The organism is Dorea sp. AF36-15AT, from assembly GCF_003477705.1.
Taxonomy (GTDB): domain Bacteria; phylum Bacillota; class Clostridia; order Lachnospirales; family Lachnospiraceae; genus Claveliimonas; species Claveliimonas ammoniilytica.
The window spans coordinates 436,553-450,455 of record NZ_QUDV01000001.1; the positions used below are offsets into that span (position 1 = coordinate 436,553).

The following is a 13,903-nucleotide window of genomic DNA, read 5'->3' on the forward strand; positions in this document are numbered from 1 at the left end:
GTGAATTATATCCGGAGGAGCATTGCCTGAAAGCGCCGGAACTGCTGAGAGAAGCCGGTGTGGGCGAGAATAGCAGCAGTGATTGCCAATAAGGCAACGCCGAAAGCCTTGAACAGAATGACTGGTGTAATCCTGGTGGTACTTGGAATTGTCATTATGCTGTTCAATGTTCTGACGTAAAAGAATTTATACAAAGACAAAATGAAGCAGGAGCAAGTAACATATCGTGCCTCCTGCGATGGATATCAGCATGTTGCGTTTCCAACAATGAAGCATGCCTGTGACGAGGATAGCGATTCCTTCTGGGAGTCCGTGGGTTCCGTGGAACAGACTTACATTCTTCAGACAATAGATAACGAGCATGCCGAATACGGCTGATGGGAGGAATTTTCCGAGATATTGTACGAATTCGGGAGTCCTCCTTTTTTCATTAAATATTATAAACGGAAGAAAGCGGGTAGCCATGGTTCCGAGTACGCACATGGCAATGGTGATAATCTGTTGTGTGAGTGTCATGGTGAATCCTCCTGTTCTTTCTTATCGAGTCGCGGCTTTAACAGTGCCAGTAGCACAACGATCAGAATCATAGTTGGGATAAGAAATGCGTCAGCACCGAAGCAAATCAGACAAATAACGGAAATCAGTAGCCCAAGAATGGAGGCTGTGTGATTCGTTTCTTTCATCCATTGCTCCAGAAAGATTACAACAAACATGGCTGTCATGACGAAGCTGATTCCTTCAGTATTTATATGAAGAAGCGATCCGGCAAGGGCTCCAAGTGTTGCGGAACCGGCCCAGTAGAGTTGATTTAACAGTGTGACGAAGAACATGAACCATCCGCTGTCGACACCTTCAGGGATGTCTACCGAGCAGTTGATGGAAAATGTCTCATCGCACATACCGAAGATCAGGTAGTATTTCTTCCAGCCGAGTCCTTTGAATTTATCCAACATAGAAAGACCATAGAACAGATGCCTTGCCTGGATCAACAGAGCCATAATCAGTACCTGTACCGGTGCGAATGGACTTAAGAGCATTTCTACGGTTACAAATTCCAGAGAACCACCATAGATCAGCAGACTCATGAACATCGGATATAAAAATGAAAAGCCGGAAGCATTGGCGTAAATGCCGTATGCCATGCCTAAGAACCAGAATCCGGTAAAGATCGGGAGAGTATAGGGAAATGCGGCTTTTAAAGCTTTGTATCTCATAGCTAAGTCTCCTTCACATTATGATTCCAGCAGAGTCAGTCCTGAGATGTCTGAGTCGATGACCAGCGAATAGTTGGTGTGATAGATGACGAAGCCCGGTCTGGCACCGTTTACTTTTTTTACATGTTTCTTTTCGATATAATCAATCTCGACCTTATCATTACCGCGATTCTTGGAGTAGTAGGCCGCAAGCTTTCCGGCTTCTTCAAATACTCGGTCAGGCATCTCGCCGTCCTGAGATTTGACGATGACGTGGGAACCAGGCGTGCCCTTGGCATGGAACCACCAGTCTCCACCATTGGCAAAATGGAAAGTCAGTTCTTCGTTTTGAAAATTATTTTTTCCTACATAAATATGATAGCCGTCGCTGGACAGATAGTGGAATGGCTGGCTCTTAAGCTTTACTTTTTTCTTCGTGAATTTACGGCGTATATATCCACTCTGAGTCAGTTCCTCCTTAATCTGTGCCAGGTCATCCTCACTAAGTGCGATATCTAAGGCATTGTTGACAGATTCCAGATATAGAATGTCGTCTTGCGTTTCTTTGATAAATTCGCTTAGTGCCTCGTAAGTACGTTTTAACTTATTATAACGTGCAAAGTAACGCTGTGAATTCTCCTGTGCTGTCTTATTCGGATCCAACGGTATCTTGACGAGTTTATTATTATCGTAGTAATTCTCTGCTTCCAATACTTTGGCATCTGGTTCCAGATTGTAACCGTAGACATTGATCAGTTCACCGTAGATCTTATATTTTTCGCGGCCTTCGGTGTCACGGAGCTGTCTGGACTGGAGATCGTATTTCTTGCGGGCACGTTCCAGTGCGGTCTGTACAATCCGGCGCAGATCGGAAGACTTCTGGCGGATACGTGTGATCAGATTCTTCTCTGCATAATAGCCGACCAGGAGCTTAGAGACGGAATCGAAGCAGGTCTTAGTATAGGTGCTGTAATGAGATAGCGGCAGGCAGGAAAAATCTTTTGGATTGCCATTATCATAATAAATGACTGGCTGAAATTGTCCTTCGCGCACTTGATCTATATAGATTTCGAACTGATTGTACAGATGGTGCATGATATCATCTGACAGATCAGAGGCAGTCATCGAGGAATTAATGCCGGATATGGTACAGATTTCCTCCGCTACAACAGGGCTGATGCCTGTAAAACCGGAGTAAAGTGCCTTGCTAACCGGCATTGGTTTGGAACGGAGCATTTCAGCAAATGCTTCTGGGTCTGCACTCAGCGGATCCAGCTTATGCATGGTGTCCGGGATAAAGTAATCTCTGCCTGGAAGTACCTCTCTGACAGAGCTCATCTGCGCAGACACATGCTTGATGCTGTCCAGGATCCGCCCGGACTCATCGCAGAAAATGATATTGCTGTGCTTGCCCATGATCTCAATGATCAGTGTCTTCTGGCGGATATCACCGAGTTCATCCAGATGCTCAAGCTGAATGTTGATTATACGCTCTAAGCGCGGTTGTGAGATGCCGACAATGCGTGCATTGCCAATATGTTTTCTGAGGAGCATACAAAAATTCGGTGCCGTCATAGGGCTTGGTTTATTTTCATCGGTCAGATAGACGAGTGGGAGAGAAGCACTTGCAGAAATATATAAGCGTCTCTGTCCCTGTGGTGTCTTGATCGTGATTAGAAGTTCATCGGATTCCGGCTGTGCAATCTTGCTGATGCGGCCGCCGTCCAGTGTATTTTTCAGTTCCTGCGTTAACGCAGCAACGGTAATTCCATCGAATGCCATAATAAGTAGTCCTTTCATTTATATCTATCCTATGATAACACAGATTTGTTGACGGAACAAATAAAATGCTTTATAATGCTACATGGAAAACTGGGACTGCATCACAGGAGAATGGACAGACAGTCCTGATTTTTAATAATGAAAGGTAAGAGAATATTATGATTAAGAGTATGACGGGTTTCGGACGCTGTGAAGTGTCAGAGGGCGACCGTAAATTCACGGTAGAAATGAAAGGTGTTAATCACCGTTATCTGGATGCGAATATCCGTATGCCAAAGAAGCTGAATTTCTTTGACAGTGCAATCCGCACCGTATTGAAGCAGTATGTGACCAGAGGAAAGGTCGATATCTTTATTACATATGAAGATTTTACAGAGAATCAGGTAGCCCTGAAGTACAATGAGTCTCTGGCGAAGGAATACCTGGACGCATTTAAGAAAATGGAAGAGACCTTTGGCCTGGAGAATGATATCCGTGTATCTACCGTATCCAGATGTCCGGAGGTTCTTACGATGGAAGAACAGTCTGCGGATGAGGATGAGCTGTGGAAAGGATTGAAGAAGGCACTGGAAGGTGCACTGAAGCAGTTTGTAGAGACCAGAGGTATTGAGGGTGAGAATCTGAAGAATGATATCATTGCCAAGTTAGACGGTATGTCTGAGAAAGTGGCATGCATTGAAGTTCGTTCACCGGAGATTGTGGCAGAGTATCGTGCCAAGTTAGAGGAAAAGGTCAAAGAACTTCTTGCTGATACCCAGATGGACGAAGGACGTATTGCGGCAGAGGTTGTAATCTTCGCAGATAAGATCTGTACCGATGAGGAAGTGGTACGTCTGAAAAGCCACATTGCTCATATGAAGGAGACATTTGCAACAGAAGAAAATGGAATCGGCCGCAAGCTTGACTTTATTGCACAGGAGATGAACCGTGAGGCGAATACAATCCTGTCTAAGGCTAATGATATCGAAGTATCGAACTACGCAATCGACTTAAAGACAGAGATTGAGAAAGTACGTGAACAGATTCAGAATATCGAATAAGGAGACCGGTTATGAATACACATGGAATATTAATCGTTGTTTCCGGTTTCTCGGGTTCCGGAAAAGGAACGATCATGAAAGAACTTCTGAAAAGATATGACAACTATGCCCTGTCCATTTCAGCAACTACCAGAGCTCCAAGAGAAGGCGAGACAGACGGTCGGGAATATTTTTTCAAAACCAGGGAAGAATTTGAAAAAATGATTGCGAAAGAAGAATTGATAGAGTATGCTGAGTATGTGAATAATTACTATGGGACACCAAGAGCTTATGTGGAGGAACAGCTTACAGCGGGAAAGGATGTCATTCTTGAGATTGAGATCCAGGGTGCGTTGAAAGTTAAGAAAAAGTTCCCGGATACATTGCTCTTATTTGTGACTCCGCCGTCAGCAGAAGAACTTAGAAAGCGGTTGATCGGACGTGGTACAGAGACCATGGAAGTTATAGAACAGCGGATGCAGAGAGCCATCGAAGAATCCGATGGGATGGAATCGTATGATTATTATGTGATCAATGATGATCTGGATACCTGTGTAGATGAAGTGCATCGGATCATTCAGGCAGAGCACAATCGCAGTACGAGAAATCATGCATTTGCAGACAAGATTAAGAGAGATTTGAAAGGAGAATAATGATATGTTACATCCATCTTATACAGATTTGATGAAAGAAGTGAACAAAGGAGCAGAAGACGGTGAGACAAGAGTAGTCAGCAGCCGTTATTCTATCGTGATGGCTACATCGAAGAGAGCCAGACAGCTGATCGACGGAGCACTTCCATTAGTAGATACCAAGCCTGGTGACAAGCCGCTGTCTATCGCAGTTGATGAGTTGAACAGTGGTAAAATCACTATCATCGGTGAGGAAGAAGACGCCGAATAATTAAGGAACAAGAGGCAGGTGCCGGATGGTATCTGCCTTTTCAAGAAATATGTAACAAGGGAGAATAAGAATGAATATTTTATTTATTTCACTGGGGTGTGACAAGAATCTGGTGGATTCGGAAGTCATGCTCGGGCTTCTTGATTCCCGCGGATATCAGATTGTAGATGATGAGACGATCGCAGATGTGATCGTGGTCAATACCTGTTGCTTTATTCATGATGCCAAGGAAGAAAGTATTCAGACAATCCTGGAGATGGCTGAGTATAAGAAGACAGGACGCTTAAAAGCACTGGTTGTGACAGGATGTCTTGCACAGCGTTACCAGCAGGAGATCATTGATGAGATTCCGGAAGTGGATGCTGTGCTTGGTACAGCTTCTTATGATAAGATTGCAGAAGCAATCGATGAAGCACTGGACGGTCATACAGAGATGTATCTGGAAGATATTGACAGACTTCCACAGGTGTCCTCCAAGAGACTGGTGACAACCGGAGGTCATTACGCATATCTGAAGATTGCAGAAGGGTGTGACAAGCATTGTACCTACTGCATTATTCCGAAAGTTCGCGGTAATTACCGGAGCGTTCCGATGGAGCAGCTTCTGAAAGAAGCAAAGGAACTGGCGGAAGGCGGCGTTAAGGAACTGATTCTTGTAGCGCAGGAGACTACCGTTTACGGACAGGATATCTATGGAGAGAAGTCATTACATCGTCTGCTTAGGGAACTTTGTAAGATTGATGGTATCCAGTGGATCCGTCTGCTGTACTGTTATCCGGAAGAGATCGATGCGAATCTGATTCGGGTGATGAAGGAAGAACCGAAGATCTGTCATTATCTGGATCTTCCGATCCAGCATGCAAGTGATGCAATCCTCAAAAAGATGGGCAGAAGAACATCAAAGGCACAGCTTGTGGATACGATCCGTACACTGCGGGAAGAGATTCCGGATATCACACTTCGTACAACCCTGATCACGGGATTCCCGGGAGAGACAGAGGAGCAGCATCAGGAGCTGGTAGAATTTGTGGATGAGATGGAATTTGACCGCCTTGGCGTATTTACTTATTCACCGGAAGAGAATACACCTGCAGCGGAGATGCCGGATCAGATTCCGGAGGAAGTGAAAGAAGACCGACAGGCAGAACTGATGGAACTTCAGCAGGAGATTGCATTTGATCTTGCAGAAGATATGATCGATCGGGAAGTTCTGGTGATGATCGAGGGGAAAGTCGCTGATGAGAATGCATATGTAGGCAGGACTTACCGGGATGCACCGAATGTAGACGGTCTGATATTTATCAATACAGATGAAGAGCTGATGTCCGGAGATTTTGCCAAGGTAAAAGTAACCGGAGCAATGGAATATGATTTGATAGGAGAGTTGATGTAATGAATTTACCTAATAAACTGACAGTACTTAGAATGATTATGGTTCCGTTTTTTGTATTATTTATGCTGACAGATATCGGAGGCCCTGCGAATAAATGGATCACACTGGTCATCTTCTGTGTGGCAAGTCTGACAGATATGCTGGACGGTAAGATTGCGAGAGCACGTAACCTGGTAACGAACTTTGGAAAGTTTATGGATCCACTGGCAGATAAGATGCTGGTATGTTCCGCAATGATCTGTTTTATTCCACTTGGCAAGCTGACTGCATGGTATGTTATCATCATTATTGCAAGAGAATTTATTATCAGCGGGTTCCGTCTGGTAGCATCTGATAATAATGTGGTCATCGCTGCAAGCTACTGGGGCAAATTCAAAACGGTATCACAGATGTTTATGATTATCCTTCTGATCGCTGATCTGGGAGGCGTTTTCAATACGATTGCGGCAATTCTGGTATGGGTATCACTTGCTCTGACTGTAATCTCACTGGTAGATTATATCGGAAAGAATATTCAGGTCCTCACAAAGGGAGGCATGTAGGATGAATGCGACCGAAGAGGATATTACACTGGAAGAAGCGGTTGTTGATATTCTTAAGGAAAAGAAGCTGACAGTTACAACGGTAGAATCCTGTACAGCAGGTCTTCTGGCAGGAAGATTGATGAATGTGCCGGGAGCATCTGCGGTATTTAATGAAGGATATATTACCTATTCAAATGCTGCAAAAGAAAAAATCGTGGGTGTATCTCACGAGACTCTTGAGAAATACACTGCCGTAAGCAAAGAAACAGCAGCAGAGATGGCAGCCGGAGCAGCCAGGGTATCCGGAGCAGATGTGGCAGTATCGGTAACAGGTATTGCGGGACCAGATGGAGGCACTAAAGATCAGCCGGTCGGTCTGGTATATATTGGATGCTACGCCAAGGGAAAAGTCCGTGTAGAGGAATTTCATTTTACCGGTAACCGACAGAAAAACAGAGATTATGCAGTTGTACGTGCACTTACCCTGTTGAGGGAGGAGATTATATGTTTGTAAGACCATTGAATCCGGATGAGGTATTGTCTGCACTTCACCTGATCTGGGAAGTATATGCTTCGGATGTGGCTCCACTTCAGAATCCGGAAGCTGTTGCCGGATTCAGGGAACTGATCCGATATGAGCATATTATGCCGCGTATACAGAATAAAGAGGTCATCCTCTTTGGTGCATGGGAAGGAACTGAACTCTGCGGAGTCGGCGGCATTGATAATCGCGGCAATGTTCTGTTTCTGTATGTGCGAAAAGAATGGAAGAGAAAAGGTGTGGCAAGACAGCTTATGCAGGGAATGTATCAGTTCTGCGCACAGGTGCTTGTGATTACCAGAATGACGGTACGTGCTGTGCCGGCTTCTGTTACAGTATTTAACCATCTGGGATTTCGGGAAGTGGCACCGGTTCAGAATGTCGGAGCAGAAATATTTGTTCCGATGGAACTGCTGATCGCACCGGGTAGTATGCCGGCAAAGAAACCGAAGAAGAGGATCGCATTGATCATTGTCGGGGTTTGTCTGCTTATTGCACTTTTGATTTGCATGGTGGTCAAAGAAGCAGCATCCATTGTGCAGGAATCCGATACATATGCGGAAGAACAGGAGAACCCATTTGGAGATTATGGCAATGGAGATTCGGGTGAGTATGATTTTGGAATGGGAGATGGATCGGAGAATGAGCAGCAGTCCGGTCTGGATCAGATTCCGGAATATGAGGCAGAAGATCTTCCATTTGAAGTGAAAGATGAGACCTATAATTATTCACCGGAGAATCAGTCTTCCGTAACGCAGCAGTTTGAAATTTATTATCCACAGCTTGATGGCATGGAGAATCAGGATATTCAGGCAAAAGTGAATGACGAACTGAAGAACTGCGCGATGGAGACCGTAGACCGGATTTATGAGAATCCGGATAATGAGATCAGAAACCGGGTATTGGAAGCAGAAAGCCCGGTAATCGCAGATTTTGTGAAATATAAAGTGACTTATCTGACACAGGATTATATCTGTGTGGCATATGAGGATTACAGTTATGAGGGCAATTCAGAATATTCTTATGTGGGACTTCGTACTAAGAATATCAATCTGAAAGATGGTACAGTCTACGATGTGAAAGATATTGTAAATACAGATAAGACCTTCGTAAATAAATGGCTGAAAGAGATGCAGAGTGAAGCAGATGACAAATCTCTGCTTGCAGATCAGGATACAGACAGTCTTGCCAAAGTTCTGTCCGGCGAAGATACACAGAATGGCACATTTACACCAGTGTTCTTCATGGATAAGGACGGCATTGAAATAGGATTATCATTCCATTATGACAAAGAAGATGAAAATGCACCAGATTACGGCTGGGTGACAGCACCATTCCAGCTTAATGACCTGAAGGACAGCAAGACTGACAGCACGTTTTGGGATTTGGTAAAATAGTTGACGAATCCTGTAAATTATGAGAAAATAACTACGCCTGGTGTTAAATAAGTAACATATACCATGCGTCAGAAAATCATGCACATGTTGAAAGGAGTTTTAAAATGATTTATTCACACGAAGTAGAAATGATGTGTCCAGTAGCACAGGGTGCTAATCACGGACCAGCTCCGATTCCGGAAGAAGCAAAATGGGTAAAAGCAAAAGAAATTACAGATATTTCAGGTTTTACACATGGTATCGGCTGGTGCGCACCACAGCAGGGAGCCTGTAAGCTGACTCTTAATGTAAAAGATGGTATTATCCAGGAAGCACTTGTTGAGACAATCGGATGTTCAGGAATGACTCACTCAGCTGCTATGGCATCTGAGATCCTTCCAGGAAAGACTATTCTTGAAGCACTTAATACAGACCTTGTCTGTGATGCTATCAATACAGCTATGAGAGAACTGTTCCTCCAGATCGTATACGGAAGAACTCAGAGTGCTTTCTCTGAGGACGGACTTGCAATCGGAGCAGGACTGGAAGACCTTGGAAAGGGACTTCGTTCTCAGGTAGGTACAATGTATGGTACATTGGCAAAAGGTCCTCGTTACCTTGAAATGGCAGAAGGTTATGTAACAGGTATCGCTCTGGATGAGCACGATGAGATCATCGGATACCAGTTCGTATCTCTTGGTAAAATGACAGACTTCATCAAATCTGGTGACACACCGACAGAAGCTTGGGAGAAAGCAAAAGGACAGTACGGACGTGTTGCAGATGCAGCTAAGATCATCGACCCAAGAAAAGAGTAGTTGCGATAGGCGGACAGAGACAGGCGTTGAACTTAGTTCAAGTTGAGTCCGCGTTATTTCAAGAAACGTAAATATAGTAGGAGGACATTATAAATGGCTTTATTTGAATCATATGAAAGAAGAATTGATAAAATCAATGAAGTATTAGGAAGCTATGGCATTGCTTCCATCGAAGAAGCAGAAAAGATCACAAAGGATGCCGGACTTGATGTATATAATCAGATCAAAGGCATTCAGCCAATCTGTTTCGAGAACGCTTGCTGGGCATACATTGTAGGTGCAGCAATCGCGATCAAGAAAGACTGCAGAAAAGCAGCAGACGCAGCAGCAGCAATCGGAGAAGGACTTCAGGCATTCTGTATTCCGGGATCTGTAGCTGATCAGCGTAAAGTAGGTCTTGGACATGGTAACCTTGGAAAGATGCTTCTGGAAGAGGATACAGACTGTTTCGCATTCCTAGCTGGACATGAGTCATTCGCAGCAGCTGAGGGTGCTATCGGTATCGCAGAGAAGGCTAACAAGGTACGTAAAAAACCTCTGCGTGTTATCTTGAATGGTCTTGGAAAAGACGCTGCTAAGATCATCTCAAGAATTAACGGATTTACATACGTTCAGACTGAGTACGATTACTACACAGGAGAACTGAAAGAAGTACAGAGAACATCTTACTCTGACGGACTTCGTTCTAAGGTTAACTGCTACGGTGCTAACGACGTACGTGAAGGTGTAGCTATCATGTGGAAAGAGGGCGTAGACGTATCTATCACAGGTAACTCTACTAACCCGACACGTTTCCAGCACCCAGTTGCAGGTACATACAAGAAAGAGTGTGTAGAAGCAGGAAAGAAATACTTCTCAGTAGCATCAGGTGGTGGTACAGGACGTACACTTCACCCAGATAACATGGCTGCAGGTCCGGCTTCTTACGGTATGACAGATACACTCGGACGTATGCACTCTGATGCACAGTTCGCTGGATCTTCATCTGTACCGGCTCACGTAGAAATGATGGGTCTGATCGGTGCAGGTAACAACCCGATGGTTGGTATGACAGTAGCTGTAGCTGTTTCTGTAGAAGAAGCTGCAAAGGCTGGCAAATTCTAACAATGATTTTATGAAAAGAGCTTTCACAGTTGGTAAAACTACTGTGATAGTTCTTTTTTATTGTTAAAAAATACCCAAACTGATATAAAAATGAAAATTTTTCTGTTTCCTTTGCTAATTGTTGTTGAATGTAGGATGTTATATAATGCAAACATCGATAGGAAAAGAGTTCTAATGGAGGAATGGAAATATGAAAAAGAAATTATTAGTAACATTAGCAGTGGTTTTGGTACTTGGTGGATTTGCAGTTGGACAGGGAAGAGCAGAGGAGACAAATAATCTCACGGCAGATCCCTCCGGATATACGGAAATGAGCTGGCCGGATACAGACATGGCACATTCAGTTCCAACACCGGTATCATCTACAGGAAGCATGTATGCAACTGAAAAAACAGTTGTTGCAGATGTTGCTAACACATCAGAAGATTCTTACAACGCATATGTAGAGAAATGCAAAAATGCTGGATATGATAACAATGCTGTAACAGAGGATGGAATGTATGCAGCAGATAACGGAGTATATACATTAGTGTTATCTATGGCTGATGATAATGTAATGAACATTTCAATGAATGTAGTTGAATAAACAGAGTATAGATAAATATTAGGAAAGCCTGGGTCATAACAATGATCTGGGCTTTTTTGATATCAGACTATAAGCTACAATGCAGGGATTGATAAAAAATAATATAAAAATAGAGACGAATTAGAAGTGAAATATATAGCCTGTTACGAAGGAATGATGTATAATAACTGAGAATGTTTTTTGAAATGTATGATTGAACAATGCTTTAAATAAATATATTGCATAAGGAGTAGAAGAATGCCAGTATTTGATTTTAATAATACACCGGATACAAAAGAACCGGTGAAGTGTACCTATACAACATTTGCATCAGATGCGGATCATGCATCAGCGGAGCAGCCGATTCTGATTCTGGATAACAGCAAGAAGGAATGGAAGCATCATTCCTGCGGTGTGTTTGCTAATCAGAATAAGCAGACTGCATTTGAATTTGATGAGGAAGGCGGAAAAGTAAGTGCAGATATTCTCCGCGTGGATTCACGGTTTGTGAGTTTGTTGAAATGGCTGGGTGAGAATCGGATCAATGTACGTCTGTCCGGAGTAAATAATTCAGAAGGTTACTGTGTATACCGCATTCGCGAGATTGCGTTTGGCGGCGGTACAAAGCTTTCCGCTGAAGATGGATTCCTGCAGTTTATGATTGAAAGATTATTTGCAAGTGATGCGCCGGAAGAAGAGATAGATGATGAAGATCAGGAAGAGTCTGGTGACGATATGAAACTTACCAGTATTCAGAGTATCACAGATTTTCTGAACTGTGCGGGACGGACATTACCGGATAATATCCGACTCTGGGCGAGAAGAAACCTTGCGGTAGCACGTTCGCATGAAGTGTCTCCGGAGGAACGCCGCCATGCACAGAGAGCACTGTCTATGATGTTAAACATTCAGTGGAAAAAGGATTATTTTGAAGCAATTGATCCTGCGGAAGCGAGACGTATTCTGGATGAAGAATTATATGGCATGGAGCGTGTAAAGCAGAGAATCATTGAGACGATCATTCAGATTAACCGTACTCATACATTGCCTGCATATGGACTGTTGTTGATCGGTCCGGCAGGTACAGGTAAGTCACAGATTGCATATGCGGTGGCTCGTATTTTGAAGCTTCCTTGGAGCACACTGGATATGAGTTCCATCAATGATCCCGAACAGCTTACCGGAAGTTCCAGAATCTATTCTAATGCGAAGCCAGGTATTATCATGGAAGCCTTTGGTATGGCAGAGTCTTCTAATCTGGTATTTATTATTAATGAGCTGGATAAAGCAGCATCAGGAAAAGGGAATGGTAACCCGGCAGATGTACTGCTGACACTCCTTGATAATCTTGGATTTACAGATAACTATATGGAATGTATGATTCCTACATCTGGTGTATATCCGATTGCAACAGCCAATGACAGAGATCAGATCAGTGCACCGTTGATGTCACGTTTTGCAGTCATTGATATTCCGGATTATACGGCTGAAGAAAAGAAAGTAATCTTTTCCAAATTTGCATTGCCTAAGATTCTGAAGAGAATCGGTCTGTCTGCGGATGAATGCATTATGACGGATGAAGCCTTGGATACAGTTATTGAACTGTATTCTAATACCAGCGGTATCCGTGATCTGGAACAGGCTGCAGAGCATCTTGCAGCACATGCGTTGTATAAGATAGAAGTAGAGCATGTAAAAGAAGTGGTATACGATGCGGAAAGCGTAAGAGAATTACTGAGTTAGAGTGTCATACAAAATGAGGATTGTTATGCCATGCATTTCTTGACACGTAAGAGATGCATGGTATAATTTTGAATATAAGTTAGCGTAAACTAACGAACGTAAGCTATGACGAATATAACGTTGGCAGCGAGGCAGTGAAAGAAGGTTTGATTATGCTTTTTAAGACGATAGGAAATAAGTCCAATCCGGCAATATTATTTTTCCATGCAATGGGTGTGACGGGTGCAAGCAGTATACCTGTGGCGGAATATCTACAGGAAACATATTATTGTATTATGCCGACATCGACGGTGTATTGTGAAGGACAGAGATACGAAAGTAAGACAGAAGAGATAAAGCAGATCAGGAAGTTTCTTGAAGGACAGCAGATTGACCGATTGGCACTCGTGGTGGCGTCTTCTATCGGGGCAGATCTTGCAATGACATTCCTGACAAAATCAGGAGTTGAAGTAGAGCATGCGTTTTTTGACGGCGGACAATTTGCACAGATTGCTAAAATGACGCGCCGGATCATGGCTCCGTTTTTATATCTGGCGATTAAGAGTCTGTACTGGTCAAACGGAAAAACGCTGAAAAAGATTCTGTGGTGCGATGATGAAGCGATTAAACCTTATTTTATCGCGGCGGGAAAAGCACTGACCTATGGTAATATACGGAGACAGCTTGCAGACAGTCTGGAAGATAAACCATTTCCGGCACTGTCAGAGGAGTTACAGAGGCAGACTGTGTTTGAATTTGGAAGTATAGAAGATCATTTGAAATACCGTGAAGCGGTCATGCGGGTGTATCCGTATGGTCAGTATCCGGTATTTGAAGGATGTAATCATATGCAATATCAGATCCGTGATCCGAAAGGATTTGCTAAGATGTTGGATACGTTGATAGAAAAAGGTGTGCCTGTACAGATAAAAGAGAGATAAAACAGACACCGGGAGGACGGTA

At 43.5% G+C, this 13,903-nt stretch carries 14 protein-coding genes and 2 pseudogenes; 13 read left to right on the plus strand and 3 right to left on the minus strand.

Annotation, left to right across the window (positions count from 1 at the left end):
- Positions 1-57: 57 nt before the first annotated feature.
- A pseudogene (locus DWZ93_RS01975) lies at positions 58-180 on the plus strand (sulfite exporter TauE/SafE family protein); the annotation flags it as partial.
- A gap of 6 nt (positions 181-186) precedes the next feature.
- Here the strand turns inward: DWZ93_RS01975 and DWZ93_RS01980 are convergent.
- The 3 genes from DWZ93_RS01980 to DWZ93_RS01990 are packed head-to-tail and all read right to left on the minus strand — an operon-like array spanning position 187 to position 2,975.
- Positions 187-516 (minus strand): branched-chain amino acid transporter permease, encoded by a 330-nt coding sequence (locus DWZ93_RS01980; RefSeq protein ID WP_118451852.1) that lies wholly within the window; start codon positions 514-516, stop codon positions 187-189.
- Positions 513-1,214, minus strand: coding sequence for an AzlC family ABC transporter permease (locus DWZ93_RS01985; RefSeq protein ID WP_118451853.1), 702 nt, complete (start codon positions 1,212-1,214; stop codon positions 513-515). Before DWZ93_RS01985 ends, DWZ93_RS01980 begins: the two co-directional genes overlap by 4 nt.
- A gap of 18 nt (positions 1,215-1,232) precedes the next feature.
- The gene (locus DWZ93_RS01990; protein ID WP_118452065.1) at positions 1,233-2,975 is read right to left on the minus strand and encodes an Rqc2 family fibronectin-binding protein; all 1,743 of its coding nucleotides are present in this window, start codon (positions 2,973-2,975) and stop codon (positions 1,233-1,235) included.
- Between the two features lie 158 nt (positions 2,976-3,133).
- Here DWZ93_RS01990 and DWZ93_RS01995 point away from each other — a divergent pair, with 158 nt between their 5' ends.
- From DWZ93_RS01995 to DWZ93_RS02050, 12 genes and pseudogenes are all read left to right on the plus strand, one after another.
- Positions 3,134-4,015 carry a YicC/YloC family endoribonuclease gene (locus DWZ93_RS01995; RefSeq protein ID WP_118451854.1) on the plus strand — a complete coding sequence of 294 codons (882 nt, stop codon included), beginning with the start codon at positions 3,134-3,136 and terminating at the stop codon, positions 4,013-4,015.
- Between the two features lie 11 nt (positions 4,016-4,026).
- Entirely contained in the window at positions 4,027-4,647 is a 621-nt protein-coding gene (gene gmk, locus DWZ93_RS02000; RefSeq protein ID WP_118382643.1) for a guanylate kinase, read from the plus strand.
- A gap of 4 nt (positions 4,648-4,651) precedes the next feature.
- On the plus strand, positions 4,652-4,897 hold the full coding sequence (gene rpoZ, locus DWZ93_RS02005) for a DNA-directed RNA polymerase subunit omega (protein ID WP_118382644.1): 246 nt from the start codon (positions 4,652-4,654) through the stop codon (positions 4,895-4,897).
- Between the two features lie 70 nt (positions 4,898-4,967).
- Entirely contained in the window at positions 4,968-6,290 is a 1,323-nt protein-coding gene (gene rimO / locus DWZ93_RS02010) for a 30S ribosomal protein S12 methylthiotransferase RimO (RefSeq protein ID WP_118451855.1), read from the plus strand.
- Entirely contained in the window at positions 6,290-6,832 is a 543-nt protein-coding gene (gene pgsA, locus DWZ93_RS02015; RefSeq protein ID WP_118382645.1) for a CDP-diacylglycerol--glycerol-3-phosphate 3-phosphatidyltransferase, read from the plus strand. Before rimO ends, pgsA begins: the two co-directional genes overlap by 1 nt.
- Positions 6,833-6,842: 10 nt before the next feature.
- Positions 6,843-7,328, plus strand: a pseudogene (locus DWZ93_RS02020) (CinA family protein); the annotation flags it as partial.
- Entirely contained in the window at positions 7,319-8,752 is a 1,434-nt protein-coding gene (locus DWZ93_RS02025; RefSeq protein ID WP_118451857.1) for a GNAT family N-acetyltransferase, read from the plus strand. The pseudogene DWZ93_RS02020 and the gene DWZ93_RS02025, both read left to right, overlap by 10 nt.
- 104 nt (positions 8,753-8,856) lie before the next feature.
- On the plus strand, positions 8,857-9,549 hold the full coding sequence (locus DWZ93_RS02030; RefSeq protein ID WP_118382648.1) for an iron-sulfur cluster assembly scaffold protein: 693 nt from the start codon (positions 8,857-8,859) through the stop codon (positions 9,547-9,549).
- 93 nt (positions 9,550-9,642) lie between these two features.
- Entirely contained in the window at positions 9,643-10,653 is a 1,011-nt protein-coding gene (locus DWZ93_RS02035) for a GGGtGRT protein (protein WP_118382649.1), read from the plus strand.
- Positions 10,654-10,843: 190 nt separating this feature from the next.
- Complete coding sequence (locus DWZ93_RS02040; protein ID WP_118383773.1) at positions 10,844-11,239, plus strand: DUF6591 domain-containing protein; 396 nt, start codon at positions 10,844-10,846, stop codon at positions 11,237-11,239.
- A gap of 237 nt (positions 11,240-11,476) precedes the next feature.
- Complete coding sequence (locus DWZ93_RS02045) at positions 11,477-12,961, plus strand: AAA family ATPase (RefSeq protein ID WP_118383772.1); 1,485 nt, start codon at positions 11,477-11,479, stop codon at positions 12,959-12,961.
- A gap of 152 nt (positions 12,962-13,113) precedes the next feature.
- The gene (locus tag DWZ93_RS02050) at positions 13,114-13,881 is read left to right on the plus strand and encodes a hypothetical protein (protein WP_118383771.1); all 768 of its coding nucleotides are present in this window, start codon (positions 13,114-13,116) and stop codon (positions 13,879-13,881) included.
- Positions 13,882-13,903 lie beyond the last annotated feature (22 nt).

Bases quoted from the DNA above. Each gene is read 5' to 3' on its own strand.
- DWZ93_RS02025 (WP_118451857.1), top strand. From the start codon at position 7,319: ATGTTTGTAAGACCATTGAATCCGGATGAGGTATTGTCTGCACTTCAC.
- DWZ93_RS01995 (WP_118451854.1), top strand. From the start codon at position 3,134: ATGATTAAGAGTATGACGGGTTTCGGACGCTGTGAAGTGTCAGAGGGC.
- rpoZ (WP_118382644.1), top strand. From the start codon at position 4,652: ATGTTACATCCATCTTATACAGATTTGATGAAAGAAGTGAACAAAGGA.
- DWZ93_RS02030 (WP_118382648.1), top strand. From the start codon at position 8,857: ATGATTTATTCACACGAAGTAGAAATGATGTGTCCAGTAGCACAGGGT.
- DWZ93_RS02035 (WP_118382649.1), top strand. From the start codon at position 9,643: ATGGCTTTATTTGAATCATATGAAAGAAGAATTGATAAAATCAATGAA.
- gmk (WP_118382643.1), top strand. From the start codon at position 4,027: ATGAATACACATGGAATATTAATCGTTGTTTCCGGTTTCTCGGGTTCC.
- DWZ93_RS01990 (WP_118452065.1), bottom strand. From the start codon at position 2,975: ATGGCATTCGATGGAATTACCGTTGCTGCGTTAACGCAGGAACTGAAA.
- DWZ93_RS02040 (WP_118383773.1), top strand. From the start codon at position 10,844: ATGAAAAAGAAATTATTAGTAACATTAGCAGTGGTTTTGGTACTTGGT.
- pgsA (WP_118382645.1), top strand. From the start codon at position 6,290: ATGAATTTACCTAATAAACTGACAGTACTTAGAATGATTATGGTTCCG.
- DWZ93_RS01980 (WP_118451852.1), bottom strand. From the start codon at position 516: ATGACACTCACACAACAGATTATCACCATTGCCATGTGCGTACTCGGA.
- DWZ93_RS02045 (WP_118383772.1), top strand. From the start codon at position 11,477: ATGCCAGTATTTGATTTTAATAATACACCGGATACAAAAGAACCGGTG.
- DWZ93_RS01985 (WP_118451853.1), bottom strand. From the start codon at position 1,214: ATGAGATACAAAGCTTTAAAAGCCGCATTTCCCTATACTCTCCCGATC.
- DWZ93_RS02050 (WP_118383771.1), top strand. From the start codon at position 13,114: ATGCTTTTTAAGACGATAGGAAATAAGTCCAATCCGGCAATATTATTT.
- rimO (WP_118451855.1), top strand. From the start codon at position 4,968: ATGAATATTTTATTTATTTCACTGGGGTGTGACAAGAATCTGGTGGAT.